The organism is Frondihabitans sp. PAMC 28766 (assembly GCF_001577365.1).
GTDB lineage: Bacteria > Actinomycetota > Actinomycetes > Actinomycetales > Microbacteriaceae > Frondihabitans.
In genome coordinates, this window is record NZ_CP014513.1 from 3,467,412 (window position 1) to 3,482,329 (window position 14,918).

The window sequence follows — 14,918 nt, forward strand, 5'->3', positions numbered from 1 at the left end:
ATGACGATGACGTCGCGCCCGCGCGCCTCCGACCGCTTGCCACACTCCCGAATCTCCGCCCTCGACCGATGGCGACTGATCGCGAGACAGACTCCTGACCTCCCCGCCCTGACCTCGCCCGGGGTGAGCCTCACGTTCGCGGAGGCCGAGCGGCTCAGCGATCTCGCCGCCCTCGAGCTCGTCGCGACGCTGGACGACTCCGACGCCCCGGTCGGCATCCTCGCCGAGCACTCTGCCCGCGCGCTCCTGGCGATCCTGACGGTGCTGAAGGCCGGGCGCGTGCACGTCTTCCTCGACCCGCACGTGCCCGTCGATCGGCTTCGCCACTACGTCGCCGCCTCCGGTCTCTCGACGTGCCTCACCACGGCGGCAACCGCGCCGACAGGGGCCGAGCTCGCCGACGACGCCGCCACGTTGCTCTCGCTCGTCTCGTTCGACGACATCGCCGACCGTGCCGCCGCGTCGACGATGACCCCGCACGGTCTCGAGGCCGCAGCCGAACACGGGCTCACCGCGGGTCGCGATCGAAGCGGCGGCGATCCGATCAGCATCGTCTTCACCTCGGGCTCGACCGGCCACCCCAAGGGTGTGGTGCAGACGCATCGCTCGCTGGTGAGACAGGTCGACCTCCACAGAGAGCTCACGGGCGTCGGCCCCGACGACAGGGCCCTCCTGACGTTCCCCCTCGGGTTCGTCGGCGGATTCGCCACGGGTCTCGGGCCCCTCTTGAACGGCGCCGGGCTCTGGTGCTTCGACGCCCGAGAGGGCGGCACCGCAGCCCTCGCCGACTGGCTCCGGATCAATCGCCTGACCGCGTACTACAGCACGCCGTACCTCGCGAAGTCGCTGGCCGAGTCGCTGCCGGCCGGCACCGTGCTCGACGACATCCGCTTCGTGCTGACCGGCGGCGAGGCCATCACCGGCACCGGCATCGCCACGATTCGCCGCATGCTGCGGCCGGACGCCCTCTACATCAACGGCGCCGGGTCGAGCGAGGCCGGCGGCACCGCCGCCGCGTGGGCGCTCCCCGGCGGCGCGCCTGTCCCGGCGGGGGTCATCCCGGGCGGGCGGGCCGTGGTCGGCACCGAGATCAGGATCATCGGCGACGACGGCGACGACGTGCCCACCGGAGAGCTCGGCGAGATCGTCTTCGTCTCGGACGGCCTCAGCGGCGGCTACTGGCACGACGACGAGCGCACGGCCGAACGCTTCTCGCCCACCGGCGACGGCCGGGTCCGCTACCGCACCGGCGACCTGGGGCGCATCGACGACGACGGCAACCTCCGCATGGCGGGTCGTTCGGACAACGCGGTCAAGGTGCGCGGCTACCTCGTCGAGCCGAGCGAGATCGAAGCCGCGCTGACCGACCTCGACAGCGTCCGCGACGCCGTCGTCATCGCTCAGCAGGATGCCGAGAAACCGGCCAGGCTCGTCGCCTACATCGTGCCCGCGGCCGACATGCGCGCCCCGTCGACTCCGGCGCTCCGCCGTGTCCTCCGAGACACGCTACCGGAGTACATGATCCCCGCGGAGATCCTGCAGCTCACCGTCCTCCCCCGGACGGAGCGGGGCAAGGTCGATCGCCTGGCGCTGCCGCCCGTGCCCGAGCGCACCGTCTCGATCGAGGCCCTCGACCAGTACGAGTACGTGATGGCGCAGGTCTGGTGCAGCGTGCTCGAGATCCCCGGGCTCGACGCCGACGACGACTTCATGGCTCTCGGCGGCGACTCGCTCTCGACCGAAGAGCTGCTCGCCGTCGTCCGTGAGCGCTACGGCGTCTCCCTGTCGTCGTCGGACCTCCTGAGCGCCCCCACGCTCGCGGAGTTCACGAAGCGCGTGCAGAACAACGAAGCCGCGCTGCCCGGCGACCCCGACGTCGTGCCGCTGAACACCGGCACCGGCACAAGGCCGCTGTTCTGCATTGCCGGAGGCGGCGCTCTCGGCCTGACCTACCTGCCGCTCGCCCGCCAGTTCCCCGACCGCGACGTCTACGCGTTCCAGGCCCACGGAATGGAAGAGCGGGCGCTGCCCGACCGCACCGTCCGCGCTCACGCCGAGCGCGTCATCCGCACGATGCGCATCGTCCAGCCGCACGGGCCGTACGTGCTCGTCGGCCACAGCTTCGGCGGGTTCGTCGCGCTCGAGATCGCGCAGCTGCTGCGGGCCGCCGGCGAAGAGGTCGAGCTTCTGGTGCTCCTCGACACCTTCCCTCGGGACGCGCCCGCGGCGGACAGCGCCGTGCCGGAGGGCGCCGCACCGGAGGCCGCTCGCGCCCCGCGGACCGGCCCCCGCTCGGTGCTGCAGCGCCAGCTTCAGCGCGTCCTGCCCGACGGTCTGCCGCCGCGCGATCAGATAGCCCGGCACCTGCGCGCCCACCTCGTCGGCCTGGTGCCTCTCGACGCGCAGAAGCAGTTCGAGGCTCACACCGACCACGCGAACCTGACGCTGCGCCACTACGTGCCGCAGAGCTTCGACGGGCGGGTGCTCTACGTGATGGCCGAGACCAACGAGCACGGCACTGCCGCCTGGGAGGAGCTCATCACCGGCGAGCTGATCGTCGCGTCGATCGACACCGACCACACGTCGCTCCTCCGCGAGCCCGAGGTCCAGACCCTCGCGGCGCAGATCCGGAGGACACTCGAGCCAGTGGCCTGACCCGGGCCGGCGGATGCGCCCAGAAGTGGGGCGTTCGGCGGGCAGCCCGTCACTCGTATCGTTGGGACGGTGGACTTGGACTCTCCCGCGGCGCGCGCGTGGGCTGCCGCCGCGCCCGCGCGCCTCGAGCAGTCGGTCACCGCCGCCAACGGCCTAGCGGCCGGTGCCAACTACATCGCGGCGGGCCGAGACCTGCACGAACTCGACGGGCGCGGCTTCGCCCACGGCCTTTCGCGGCACGCGACCTGGATCACCGGCCTGACCGGCATCCTGGGCTCCAACCCGTGGTGATGCCCGCGGCGAAACCGAGGACAGTCGCCCTCCTGGCGTGGATCGCACTACCCGCCCAGACGGTCATCTGCGGGTTCGTGCTTTTCTGCGTCGCGATGGTCTTCTTCGCGGCAGGCGGCGTCTATGACGGCCTGGATACGTTATTCGGTGCAGCCCTGATCGCAGCCGTCACGACGATCGCGGCAATCGTGGTCGGTCTGATTCTCCGGGCCATCCCACCCCTCCGACGCGCCTGGCTGCGCCACGGGGATGTGACAATCGCAGTGCTGACCCTTGCGGGATTCGTCATCATGCTCTCTTACACCACCATCGGTTCTGGCTGGCAGGAGAATCCCGCCATCCCCGACGAAGCTGTGCCGGCGTCCGCCGGCTTCTACCCGAACGAGACGATCTTCGCCGTTGGCTGGTGCCTCCTCGCTGTCGCCCTCACGCACCTGTGGTTGCCGCGAGGCCTCATGACACGATCCCTTCGGGCCGCCGTCGACCAGACACCCTTCGGCCAGGATCGCCGAGGCGGGCAGGATGCGAGCACCGCGCGCGCGCACTCGTACCCATGCGTCTGCTGCGGCTACCTCACCCTCGACGACGTGCCCGGCAGCTATGCGATCTGCCCTATCTGCTTCTGGGAGGACGACGCGGCACAGCTCGCCGACCCCGTCAACGGCGGGGGCGCCAATCGGGTCTCTCTCGTCGAGGCCCAGGCGAACTACTGGGCGCACGGCACCTCCGAGCCGCGCCTCGCGCAGTTCGTGCGACAGCCCACGGGCGATGACGTCCGCGAGTTCGGCTGGCGGCCGATCGACCCGCGGCTCGACGACTTCTCTCGCGAGAAGGCGAAGCCGTGGCCCGACGATCCCACCGTGCTCTACTGGTGGCGACCGACGTCGCGAGTGGGTCGCGACGCCTGAGCGCCGGGCGTCGTCTCAGGTGCGGATGGAGGCGGCGGCGACCGCGACCGCGCGGGCGAGACGCTTGCCGATCAGGTGATCGCTGCCCATGACGCGGTGCACGCGCACGCCGTGCATCCTGCCGACGATGCGCAGCACGCCCTCCGAGTGGAACTGGTCGAAGTTGCCGTAGACGATCTCGATCGGCGCCTTCGTGGCGGCGATGTCGTTGATGGTCGTCTCCGACTCGATCGAGTGCTCGAGCGACTTGATGAACGGCACCCAGGTGCGCTCGTTGATGTCCATCGCCTTCGGGATCGACAGGAACCGCTCGACGGTGCGCGCAGCGCGAAGGGTGAAGCGCGGGTTCTCGCGCAGGTAGTGATAGGCGCGCAGGTAGAAGTCCATGATCTGCCGGTCGCGGCGCGACGTCAGCTGATCGGGCGTCAGATAGATCGGCGGGCTGACGAGCACCACCTTGCTGATCTTCTTGGGGTAGGTCGCGGCGAGCCGCGCCGCTATCAGGGCTCCCATCGAGTGGCCGATCAGGATCACGGGCTCCTTCAGGTGCAGCTTCTTGAGGGTCTGGTGGATCGCCTCCGCGTGCTCGCCGATCGTGTAGTCGCCGGTTTCGGGGATGGGCGAGTCGCCGAACCCCAGCAGGTCGACGGCGATGCACCGGTGCGTGTCTTTGAGCAGTGGGATGACGTTCTGGAAGGTCACCCACGACGAGGCGATTCCGTGCAGCATCACGACCGGCGGCCCCTCGCCGACCTGGTCGGCCAGGTGCAGCAGCGGAGGCTTCGGTGTGCGGATCTTCGGGCTCACGGGTCCCTTCGTGGCGGAACGGCTCGAATGCGGGCGACACTCGATTATGTCGCGCCGCTCGCCCGAGCGTGGCTGCGGCACCTCCTGGTGACGGGTCGCACCGCGCCTAGGTGTGGTGCGAGCTGCCAGCCGCAGGTGCCGCGGCGGCAACGCGCAGCGGCCCGCAGCCGCAGGACTCCCGCGCGACGAGCGACACCTCGAAGTCGCGGCGGCTCCAGCCCGCGATGCCCTCGACGATGTCGAGCAAGCGGCCGGTGGCGGCGCGCGCCATCTCCTCGGCGGGCACGTGGATCGTGGTGATGCTGGGGCTGACCGCCCGCGACAGGCCGAAGTCGTCGAATCCGATGATCGAGACGTCGGCGGGCACCCGCACGCCCTGGCGCCGCAGCTCCTGGATCGCGCCGTAGGCCATGTCGTCGTTGGCGAAGAAGATCCCGTCGAAGTCCGTCACCGATGCCCCGAGCCGCAGGATCGCGTCCGCTCCACCGCCTTCGCTCAGGTCGCCTTCCACGATCATCGAGCCCGAAGAGATGCCCGCCGCCTCCACCGCCGACGTGAAGCCGATGCTGCGGTCGAGACCGGTCTGGTGGTCGAGCGGCCCTGCCACGTGCAGCAGCCGAGTGCGCCCGTGCACCCCGATCAAGTGGTCGGTCGCGAGGACGGACGCGGCCCGGTCGTCGACGCCGACGGTCACGGGATCCTGCAGGTAGGGGAAGTTGCCGATGAGCACGACGGGCACGCCGCCCTCGTTGAGCCGTTCGACGGTCGAGTCGTCGATCGCCGCGCTGGTGACGATCGCGCCGTCGACCATGTTCGAGCGCATCACGCGCTCGTAGGCGGTCAGCCCATTATCCTGGTCGGCGTTCGTCGAGATCAGCACCTGGATGTTGCGCTCGTTCGCGGCCTCGATCACCCCCTGCAGCACGTGCGTGAAGTACGCGTGGCCGAAGACGTGGGTCGCCGTCGTCGGCACGATCAGCGCGATCGTGTCAGCGCGCTGGCTGCGCAGCGCCCGGGCGGCCGACGAACCGACGTACCCGAGCTCGGCGGCGGCGTTCTGGATGTCGAGGCGCTTCTGCTCGCTGATGCGACCCCGCCCGAGCAGCGCCATCGACACCGCCGCCGGGGTGACGCCGACGCGCTCGGCGACGTCGCGGAGGGTGACCCCGCCTTTCGACACTTTCGGCATGGTCCTCCCCGCCCGTCTGATTGATCGATTCACCGAAACCGTAGCGGTCTCAGCCTGCCGACGACGACACCCGCGCCCCGAGAGCGAAACTCGCCGCAGCGCTCGTCTCGACCCGGGTCAGCTGCCGGTCGGCGATCGACACGAGGCCCATGCGGCGGAAGAAGGGCGTGAGGTCGTCGCTCTTCTCGGCGAACCTCTCCTCCGACGCCTGCAGCCCGGCACTGGCGTCGAGCACGAACTCTTCGACGTTCTGCCCGCCCGAGGCGTACGACCAGTCGACGAAATCGAACAGCGGCCACCAGGTGTAGCCGCGGATGTCGCATCCTGACGCCTTCATCTCCTGCACGAGCGCCATCGACGACTCGAGCCACTCCTGTCTGACGAGGGCGGTGCCCTCGATGCTCGTCTCGGTGACCACCATCGGCAGACCGTAGCGGCGGCCCGCGTCTTCGAGCACCGCCCGCAGCCCGTCGACCCCGCGGTTCGCGGTGACCTGCGCGATCCCACCGTCGAGGGGGCGCAGGATCCGCGGAGTGAGATCCGGGTAGTAGTTGACGCCGAGCACATCGATCTCGGGCACGCCCTCTGTGAACTCCAGGAGGCGCAGCGGCGGGGCGCCCTGGTCGACGAGCCACGGCCACAGCGGATGCTGCTCGTCGACGCGGCCCAGCAGCAGCTCGGTGGGGAGCCGCGCGATGGCCTCGTGATGCGCCACGTCGGGCACCAGAGCGGGGTCTTCGGTCTCGTAGATCGCCGACGCCTCGACGTGCACGATGGTCGCGTCGGAGTTGGCCTTTCGGATGGCCGCGATGCTGCGCCGCAGGCCGTCGACGATCTGCAGCGTGACGCGCGTCCAGCCGCTCCAGCCGCTCAGTGCCGGTGGCCAGACACCGCGCAGGCCGCAGAACGACGCCGTCGTGATCGGCTCGTTGAGCGGGGTGATGTGGTCGACGACACCGCGGTAGCGCTCGGCGAACCTGCCCGCGAAGAGCGCGATCGCCTCGGGGTAGCCCTCGTCGTCGAACGACCGGGTGAGCCAGGTCGGCGTGCCGTAGTGCACGAGGTCGGCGACGATCGTGAGCCCGAGGGTGTTCACGGCGTAGTCGAACCGCTCGTCGAGCACGCTCCAGTCGAACATGTCAGGGCCGGTGTGAGTGAGCGGCCAGCTGACCCCGTAGCGGACGCCGGTCGCACCAAGGGCGACGACGCGGTCGAAGTCCTCGCGCCAGTGGTCGTCGTGGCCGGTCAGCCGATGCTCGTCGAGCTGGCCCATGGCCGAGCCCTCCGGCGGATAGACGCAGGTGTCTTCGATGCCGAGCAGCCACTGCAGGCGGTCGGCGTCGAAATAGGCGCTCACGCGATCACTTCAATCCGGTGTTCGAGATGCCAGCGACGAAGAACCGCTGGGCGAGGAAGAAGGCGACGGCGATCGGCACCAGCGAGATGACAGCGCCTGCGAGCAGCACGGCGTGGTCCGTCACGTGCTGGCCGCCGAAGAGCGCGAGCCCGGCAGGCAGAGTCTGCAGGGTCGGCGACGACGTCACGACGAGGGGCCACAGCAGGTCGTTCCACAGGGCCGTGAAGTTGAGCAGCGCGACGGTCGCGATGGCCGGCTTCGCCAGCGGCAGGATGATGCGCGAGTAGATCCTGAAGTGGCCCGCGCCGTCGAGACGCGCGGCCTCGTCGAGCTCTTTGGGGATCGACACGAAGAACTGCCGGAACAGGAAGATGCCGAAGGCGCTGGTGGCACGCGGGATGATCAGGCCCTGGTACGAGTTGAGCCAGCCGAGGTGGAAGAGCTCGATGAACACCGGGATCAGCGTGACCTGGAAGGGCACCATCAGCGTCACGAGCACGAGCCAAAAGGCGATCGTGCGGCCGCGGAACTCGATCCGGGCCAGCGCGTACGCGCACATCGAGTCGAAGAACAGCGTCGCGAGCGTCGTGACGCCGGCGAAGATCACGGTGTTGAGCAGGAGGCGGAGGAAGGGCAGTTGCTGCCACACGCCCTCGTAGCCGTGCAGGGTCCAGTGCGTCGGCAGCAGGTTCGCCGGGTGCCCGAAGAGGTCGGCCTCGCTGCGGAAGGAGGTGCCGATCATCCAGATGAAGGGCACGATCGCGACGATGACGCCGATGCCGACGGCGACCCACTTGACGACATCGACGGCGTCGACGTGACGTGCCGCCTTGCGGCGACGCGCCGGGCGGCCGGGTGTCGGATGGCGGCGGGCGGGGCTCCGGGGCGGGGCCGGATCAAGGGTTCTAGTCGACATCGTTGTACCTGAAGAATTTGAGTTGGAGAGCGGACACGATCACGATCAGCAGGAAGAGCACCCACGAGATCGCCGACGCGTAGCCGGTCTGGAAGTTGACGAACCCGTCGCGGAACAGGAGGGTGACCAGAGTGTCGGTCTTGAACTCCGGGCCGCCGTCGGTCATGACGTAGACGAGGTCGAAGAGCTGCAGCGACTGGATCGTCAGGATCACGGTGACGAAGAGCATCGTCGGGCGGAGAGCGGGCAGGCTGACGTAGCGGACCAGCTGGCTGCGCGACGCGCCGTCCAGGCGAGCGGCCTCGTACTGGTCTTCTGGCACGCCCTTGAGGCCGGCGACCAGGATGATCATGACGAAGCCGACGTTCTTCCAGATCGACACGAAGATGATCGTCGGGAGAGCGAGGCTGGTCGACTCGAGCCAGGCCGGCGAAGGCAGCCCGAGCTGGTGGAGGAGCCCGTCGACCATGCCGATGTTCGGGTCGAGGAGGAAGCGCCAGACGAGGCCGACCGCGGTCAGCGAGGCGACGTACGGGAAGAAGAACGCCGACCGGATCACCCGGCTGATCACGCTTTCGGACGACAGCGCCAAGGCGAGGAAGAACCCGAGGGCGACCAGCACGACCACCGAGATCGCCGTGATCTCGACGGTGTGGAGGAGGGCGCCCCAGAACTGCGCGTCCTTCGTCAGGGCGATGTAGTTGCCGAGGCCGATGAACGGCTGGGTGGCGGCGCCGATCGTCCAGGTGTGCAGGCTGTACCAGAACGACTGCACGATCGGCCAGAGCACGAACACGCCCAGGATCACGAGGCTCGGCGCCATGAACATCCACGCGGCCTTCGAGCGCCAGCGCGGCCGGCCCCGGGTGGGCCGGGGCCCGTCGGTCGTGCCGCCCCGGGCGCGGGGCGCCGAAGTGGCGCCCCGCGCTTCGTTGAGTGCCGTCATCAGCTCTTGCAGCCGGTGAGCGAGTTGATGGTCGCGGCCGCAGCCTTGGTGTCGCCGGCGACGTCGCCGTCACGGGTGACCTTCTGGATCAGCGGTACGTAGCCGTTGGCGTCGACCTGCGTGGCGCTCGGAACCTGCGGGAGGTAGAGGCGCGCATCCGGCACCTGGCTGGCGAAGACCGACACCGTCGGGTTGGCCTTGAGGGTGGCGTTGTCGCTGAGGTCGGTGCGGAGCGGCGGGAAGCCGGTCGTCTCGGAGAACTTCAGTTGCGCTGCCTTGCTCGTGTAGTAGGCGAGGAACTGCTGCGCCTCGGCCGGGTGCTTGGTCTTGGCCGAGATCGCCAGGGGGGCGGTGCTGCCGAGCGTGGTGGCCTGGCCTGTCACGGACACTGGCAGCTTGGCGATGCCGAGGTCGATGCCCGCCGACTTGTAGCCGGGGGCCGCCCACGGGCCGTTGATCTCCATCGCGGCCTTGCCTGCCGAGAAGAGCGAGTCGGCGACGGCGCCCGACTGCCCGACGGGCGAGATCTTGTCGTTCTTCACGAGGTCGACCCACGGCTGGAGGCTCTTGATGCCGGCGGCGGTCTGCACGACGCTGCAGTTCTTCGAATTGACGATGTCGCCGCCCGACAGCCACTGCAGCACCGGCCACATCTGGATGGTGTTGTTGTCGGCCAGCGACAGGCCGTAGGTGCCCCCGGTGGTGAGCTTCTTGGCATCCTGCTGGAACTCGGCCACGGTGGTGGGAGCAGAGGCGATGCCGGCCGCCTTGAAGAGCTTCTTGTTGTAGTAGAGGCTCAGTGTCGCGTAGTTGGCGGGCACGGCGTAGAGCTTGCCGTTGTAGGTGAACTCTTTCGTGAGGGCCGAAGCGAAGTCGCTGGTGTTGATCTTCGAGTTGCCCGAGCCGGTGTCGGTGATGGGCAGCACCGAGTTCGTCTTGACGTACTGGGCGATGACGTTCGGGTCGGACGAGGGCGCCGCGATGTCGGGGCCGGTGCCGGTGAGCCAGGCCGAGGGCAGCTTCTGCTGGATGGTGTCCCACGGCTGGACGGTCATCGTCACGTGGATCTTCTTCTGCGAGGCGTTGAAGTCTTTGACGATCTGGGCGTAGCCGGGGCGGTCGCCACCGGTGAAGCCCGTCCAGACCGTCAAGTCGACGGTGCCGCCGGAGGCGGACGACCCGCTGCTGGAGGAGCAGCCGGCGAGGCCCATCCCCAGCCCGAGCACTGCGACGGCGCCGAGTGCGATTGCTTTCTTCCTGTACATGACTCTCCCTTGAGTTCCGTGCTGTGCGTGTGGTGCTGCGTGGTGATGAGAAGCGAGTGATTAATCGATCAAGCGGATCAGGTGCTTAATCGATAAATCGGACTATAGCCAGCCCACGTCGCTCGGTCAACCATCTCGGGGGCGAAAGTTTTCTGGCGCTCTCGGCCGAACACGCGTATGTTCCAGGGCATCGGTCGGGTGCGACGCAGAAGTCGCCCCACAACTTTTTTGTTGTCGTGCTTAATCGATAAAGCGGTGTCGCTAGGGCACTGTCACCACCTCGCTCGACGCCGGGCAGCGTTGCCCGGAGAAAGCAGCCACCATGACCACATCTCCCTCCTCGCGTCGGCCGAGATCCGCGCGAGGAAAGCCCTGGCGGCGACTCCTCGCCGCCGTCATCGGCACCGGCGCCCTCGCGATCGGGTCGCTGTTCGGCATCGCCGGGCAGGCTCAGGCCGCGACCCAGCTGCCCTGCGACATCTACGGCAGCGCCGGCACCTCGTGCGTGGCCGCGTACAGCTCGGTTCGGGCGCTGTACACGAGCTACAACGGGCCGCTCTACCAGGTGCAGCGTGCCTCCGACAGCGCCACCTACGACGTCGGGGTGCTGAGCGCGGGCGGCTACGCCAACGCCGCGGGGCAGGACTCGTTCTGCTCGGGCACGACCTGTACGATCACCACGATCTACGACCAGTCGCCGCAGCACAACGACCTCACGATCGAGCCGGCCGGCGTGCAGGGGCCGGCAAACGTCGGGGCGATCGCCAACGCCCTGCCCGTGACCGTCGCCGGCCACGCCGCCTACGGAATCTACCTTCCACCCGACACGGGCTACCGCCGCGCCGGCACGACCGGCATCGCGGTGAATGGCCAGCCCGAGTCGATGTACGAGGTGGCGAGCGGCACGAACGTCAACAACGGCTGCTGCTCGGACTTCGGCAACGTCGAGACGCAGGAGCACGACACCGGCGCCAGCCACATGGACGCGCTGAACCTCGCCCTGCTCAACGCCCCCGGCAGCGCCGGGCACGGCCCGTGGGTCGAAGCCGACCTCGAGAACGGCGTCTTCGAAGGCGGCACGGCCGTCGACACGGCGAACACCGGCAACTCCAGCCCCTTCGTCACCGCCCTGCTCAAGAACAACGGGCAGAACACGATGGCGTTGAAGGGCGGCAACTCGCAGACAGGATCGCTGTCGACGTACTACAGCGGCAACCTCCCGAGCGGTTACTCCCCCATGCATCAGGAGGGCTCGATCGTGCTCGGCACCGGCGGCGACAACAGCAACCGCGGCACGCAGACGTTCTACGAGGGCGTCATGACCGCCGGCTACTCGACGGACGCCGCTGACAACGCCGTGCAGTCGAACATCGTCGCGCAGGGCTACAGCGCCGTCTCCACCGGTGGGGGCCCAGGATCCGAGATGGTCGGGCCGGGCGGAAAGTGCGTCGATGTCGCGGGCAACGACACGGGCGGCGACCTCGCCGTCGTGCAGCTCTACGACTGCCAGAACCTCGCCGCCGATCAGCACTGGTCGGGCAGCGCCTACGGCAACGGCACGCTGGGCACGCTCGGGCGGTGTCTGGACATCGACGGCAACGGCACGGCGAACGGCACCCATGTCGAGCTGTACGACTGCAACGGGGCGGGCGGCCAGCAGTGGATCCAGCAGGCCAACGGATCGTGGAAGAACCCGCAGTCGGGGCGCTGCCTGGACGACCCGTCGGGCAACACCGCGAACCAGACGGCGCTGCAGCTCTACGACTGCAACGGCAACGCCGCCCAGGTCTTCCGCGTCGCGGTGCCGATCATCGGCCCAGGCGGCCAGTGCGTCGACGTCGCCGGTGACGACCTGAACCAGAACGGCCAGCAGGTGCAGCTCTACAACTGCCTCACGATCGCCTCGTTCAACCCGGCGGCGCAGGATCAGCAGTGGACGCTAGCCGCCAACGGCACGATCCAGACGCTCGGCCGCTGTCTCGACATCGACGGCAACGGCACCGCGAACGGCACGCACGTCGAGCTGTACACGTGCAACGGGGTCGGCGGCCAGCAGTGGGTCCCGCAGGCCAACGGGTCGCTGCTCAACCCGCAGTCGGGCCGGTGCCTCGACGACCCGTCGGGCAACACCGCCAACAACACGGCGCTGCAGCTGTACGACTGCAACGGCAACGCGGCTCAGGTGTTCAGCTTCAACTGACGCTGCGCCCCCGCGAGACCCCGTCTTTCGGTCGACCTCCCCGCGCCGCGGCGCGGGGACCTCGGCCGAAAGCCGGGGCGTCACCTCGGACCAGGTCGGCAGCTAGTGCTTCAGCGCCGCCACCCGCACGGCGGCGACGAGTGCATCCGGCACCGGCGGCTGCGCCAGCGCCTCGGGCGAGGGCCGCAGCCCTGCCACCGAGACGGCGACCTGCCGCCGCCAGGCCGGGCCCGACGCGTCGCCCGTCGCCTCGAGCACCCCGCGCAGCGACCAGAACAGCAGGTCGATGTCGGTGAGCGTCGCGTCGTCTCGCACCGTGCCGTGCTCGCGCGCGTCGGCGAGCAAGCGCAGCATCAGGCCGCGGTACTCGTCGCGGAGGGCGTTGCTCGTGTCGTCGCTCCACACCCGGGCGAGGCAGCCGCGATTGGCAGCCTGGGTCTCGCCGATGCCGTAGAGGAACCACTCGAGACCACGGCCCGCCCCGAGATCCTGCGCCTCGTGTGCCAGCCGCACCACGTCTTCGAGCAGCTCGCGCACGAGCTCGGCGATGAGGGCGTCTTTCGTCGGGAACCGGCGGTAGAGCGTGCCGATGCCGACGCCCGCCACGTGCGCGACCTCTTCGACGCCGGCCTCGAGCCCGTGCTCGGCGAAGACGCCCTTGGCCGCGTCGATGAGGCGCCGGCGGTTCTCGGTGGCGTCTTTTCGCAGCGCCCTGTGCGGGGCGGGCTGGGTGGTCGTCATGGTGGGGTTACTCCGATTCGTCGCCCACCACGGTACCTCCGGGCACCATGGCGAGCTCGCCGTGACGCAGCGCCACGTCGGGCTCCTCGGTGTGGTGCTTGACGACGTGGCGCGTGATCTTCGGGATGAACACCCCGGCGACGGCGCTGAGGAAGACGGCGCCGGCCAGCATCAAGAAGCCGTTCGTGTAGCCGGACTCGACCGGCAGGCCCGAGGGCGCCACCTTGGCCGTGACGATGCTCGCCATGACGGCGGCGCCGAGCGAGCCGCCGATGGTGCGGATGTTGGCGTTCATGCCGCTGGCGACGCCGGTCTGCTCGCGGGGCACGGCGCTCACGATGATGTTCGACATCGATGAGAAGGCGAGGCCGAAGCCGATGCCGGTGAGGGCCGTCGCCAGATAGATCTCCCACTCCTGGATGTGGGCGAACGCCAGGATCACAAGGGCGGCGGTGCCGATCAGCGACCCCACGATCAGCACGAGCTTCGACCCGAACCGCTGGGCGAGACGCCCGGCGACGAGGCCCACCAAGAACATGAACACGGCCTGGGGCAGGATCATCACGCCCGACTTGGTGATCGACGCACCGAAGCCGTACCCGGCCGCCGACGGCGTCTGCAAGAACTCGGGCAGGAACGCGAAGAGCGCGTACATCGCGACGCCGAACATGAGGGCCACGAGGTTGGTCGTCCACACGGCGCGGATCGCCATCATGCGCATGTCGATCAGAGGGTTCGAGCTGCGACGCTCGACGAGCACCCAGACGACGCCGAACACGACGGCCGCGGCGAGCAGGCCGAGCACCTTCGCCGAGCCCCAGCCCCACGTCGGCGCCTCGCTCACGGCGATCAGCAGCGCGACGAGCCAGACCGACAGCAGCGTCGCGGTGAGCCAGTTGATCCGGCCCGGTGTCTTCTCTTGGCTCTCGGGCACGAGGGCGACGGCGGCCACCGCGGCCGCTGCGATCATGATGAGCGGGATCCAGAACAGCCAGTGGTAGTTGAGCGCCGACACGATCGGGCCGGCCAGAACGATGCCGAGGCCTGCGCCGATCGCGGTGAGCGCGGCGATGAGCCCCACGGCCCCGCCGACCTTCTCGCTCGGGAACTCGTCGCGGATGATGCCGAACGCGAGCGGCAGCACGCCGCCGCCGACGCCCTGGATGACGCGCGCCGCGATCATGATCGGCAGCGTCGTCGCGAGGGCTGCGAGGAGCGAACCGACGGCGAGGGCGACGAGCGCGATCACGAACATCTTCTTCTTGCCGCGCATGTCGCCGAGGCGGCCGAGGATCGGCGTGAAGATCGACGCCGAAAGCAGGTAGGCCGTCAGCACCCAGGTCACGTTGGTCTGCGAGGTGTGGAGCGCCGTCTGGATGGTCGGCAGCACCGGGGTGACCAGCGACTGGAGGAGGGCGTAGGCGCCGACCCCGACCGCGAGGACGGCGAAGGTCACCTGGTGGTGTGCCCGCTTGGCTGTGGTGGTCATGTGTCTCCTGGGAAAAGTTTGCGGAGCGATCGCTCCGCTTCTGACTGTAGCAGAAGCGGAGCGTTCACTCCGCTAAAATCCGACTCCTGTTGCGCATCGGCGAGACGACGGACGGCGGCGGCTCCTTCAAGGTCTTGCCCGCAAGCTCGGCGCT

12 protein-coding genes are annotated in these 14,918 nt (G+C 69.0%); 4 read left to right on the forward strand and 8 right to left on the reverse strand.

Going from position 1 to position 14,918, the window contains the following annotated elements; genetic code table 11:
- From AX769_RS16595 to AX769_RS25400, 3 genes are all read left to right on the forward strand, one after another.
- Window positions 1-2,655 carry a non-ribosomal peptide synthetase gene (locus AX769_RS16595; protein WP_066281593.1) on the forward strand — a complete coding sequence of 885 codons (2,655 nt, stop codon included), beginning with the start codon at window positions 1-3 and terminating at the stop codon, window positions 2,653-2,655.
- A 69-nt stretch (window positions 2,656-2,724) separates the two neighbouring features.
- On the forward strand, window positions 2,725-2,946 hold the full coding sequence (locus tag AX769_RS16600) for a hypothetical protein (protein WP_157887689.1): 222 nt from the start codon (window positions 2,725-2,727) through the stop codon (window positions 2,944-2,946).
- Window positions 2,946-3,854, forward strand: a complete 909-nt coding sequence (locus AX769_RS25400) for a CPCC family cysteine-rich protein (protein ID WP_239452058.1) — start codon at window positions 2,946-2,948, stop codon at window positions 3,852-3,854. The genes AX769_RS16600 and AX769_RS25400 overlap by 1 nt, the downstream gene beginning before the upstream one ends.
- 15 nt (window positions 3,855-3,869) lie before the next feature.
- Here the strand turns inward: AX769_RS25400 and AX769_RS16610 are convergent, their stop codons facing one another.
- The 6 genes from AX769_RS16610 to AX769_RS16635 form a co-directional block, all read right to left on the reverse strand.
- Window positions 3,870-4,661: an alpha/beta fold hydrolase gene (locus AX769_RS16610; RefSeq protein ID WP_066281599.1), complete on the reverse strand. Its 792-nt coding sequence runs from the start codon at window positions 4,659-4,661 to the stop codon at window positions 3,870-3,872.
- Window positions 4,662-4,767: 106 nt separating this feature from the next.
- A complete protein-coding gene (locus AX769_RS16615) occupies window positions 4,768-5,841 on the reverse strand; it encodes a LacI family DNA-binding transcriptional regulator (RefSeq protein ID WP_162269019.1) in 1,074 nt (357 codons plus the stop codon).
- Window positions 5,842-5,899: 58 nt separating this feature from the next.
- Window positions 5,900-7,207 (reverse strand): hypothetical protein, encoded by a 1,308-nt coding sequence (locus AX769_RS16620; RefSeq protein ID WP_066281604.1) that lies wholly within the window; start codon window positions 7,205-7,207, stop codon window positions 5,900-5,902.
- Between the two features lie 4 nt (window positions 7,208-7,211).
- A complete protein-coding gene (locus tag AX769_RS16625) occupies window positions 7,212-8,123 on the reverse strand; it encodes a carbohydrate ABC transporter permease (protein WP_082763880.1) in 912 nt (303 codons plus the stop codon).
- On the reverse strand, window positions 8,113-9,069 hold the full coding sequence (locus tag AX769_RS16630) for a carbohydrate ABC transporter permease (protein WP_066281605.1): 957 nt from the start codon (window positions 9,067-9,069) through the stop codon (window positions 8,113-8,115). Before AX769_RS16630 ends, AX769_RS16625 begins: the two co-directional genes overlap by 11 nt.
- Window positions 9,069-10,334: an ABC transporter substrate-binding protein gene (locus AX769_RS16635; protein WP_066281607.1), complete on the reverse strand. Its 1,266-nt coding sequence runs from the start codon at window positions 10,332-10,334 to the stop codon at window positions 9,069-9,071. The genes AX769_RS16630 and AX769_RS16635 overlap by 1 nt, the downstream gene beginning before the upstream one ends.
- A gap of 322 nt (window positions 10,335-10,656) precedes the next feature.
- On the opposite strand from AX769_RS16635, the gene AX769_RS16640 reads away from it, so the two are divergent.
- Window positions 10,657-12,534 carry an arabinofuranosidase catalytic domain-containing protein gene (locus tag AX769_RS16640; RefSeq protein WP_066281609.1) on the forward strand — a complete coding sequence of 626 codons (1,878 nt, stop codon included), beginning with the start codon at window positions 10,657-10,659 and terminating at the stop codon, window positions 12,532-12,534.
- Between the two features lie 102 nt (window positions 12,535-12,636).
- Here AX769_RS16640 and AX769_RS16645 read toward each other — a convergent pair whose 3' ends face one another.
- Both AX769_RS16645 and AX769_RS16650 read right to left on the reverse strand, forming a co-directional pair.
- Entirely contained in the window at window positions 12,637-13,275 is a 639-nt protein-coding gene (locus AX769_RS16645; RefSeq protein ID WP_066281611.1) for a TetR/AcrR family transcriptional regulator, read from the reverse strand.
- Between the two features lie 7 nt (window positions 13,276-13,282).
- Window positions 13,283-14,764, reverse strand: coding sequence for an MFS transporter (locus tag AX769_RS16650; protein WP_066281613.1), 1,482 nt, complete (start codon window positions 14,762-14,764; stop codon window positions 13,283-13,285).
- Window positions 14,765-14,918 lie beyond the last annotated feature (154 nt).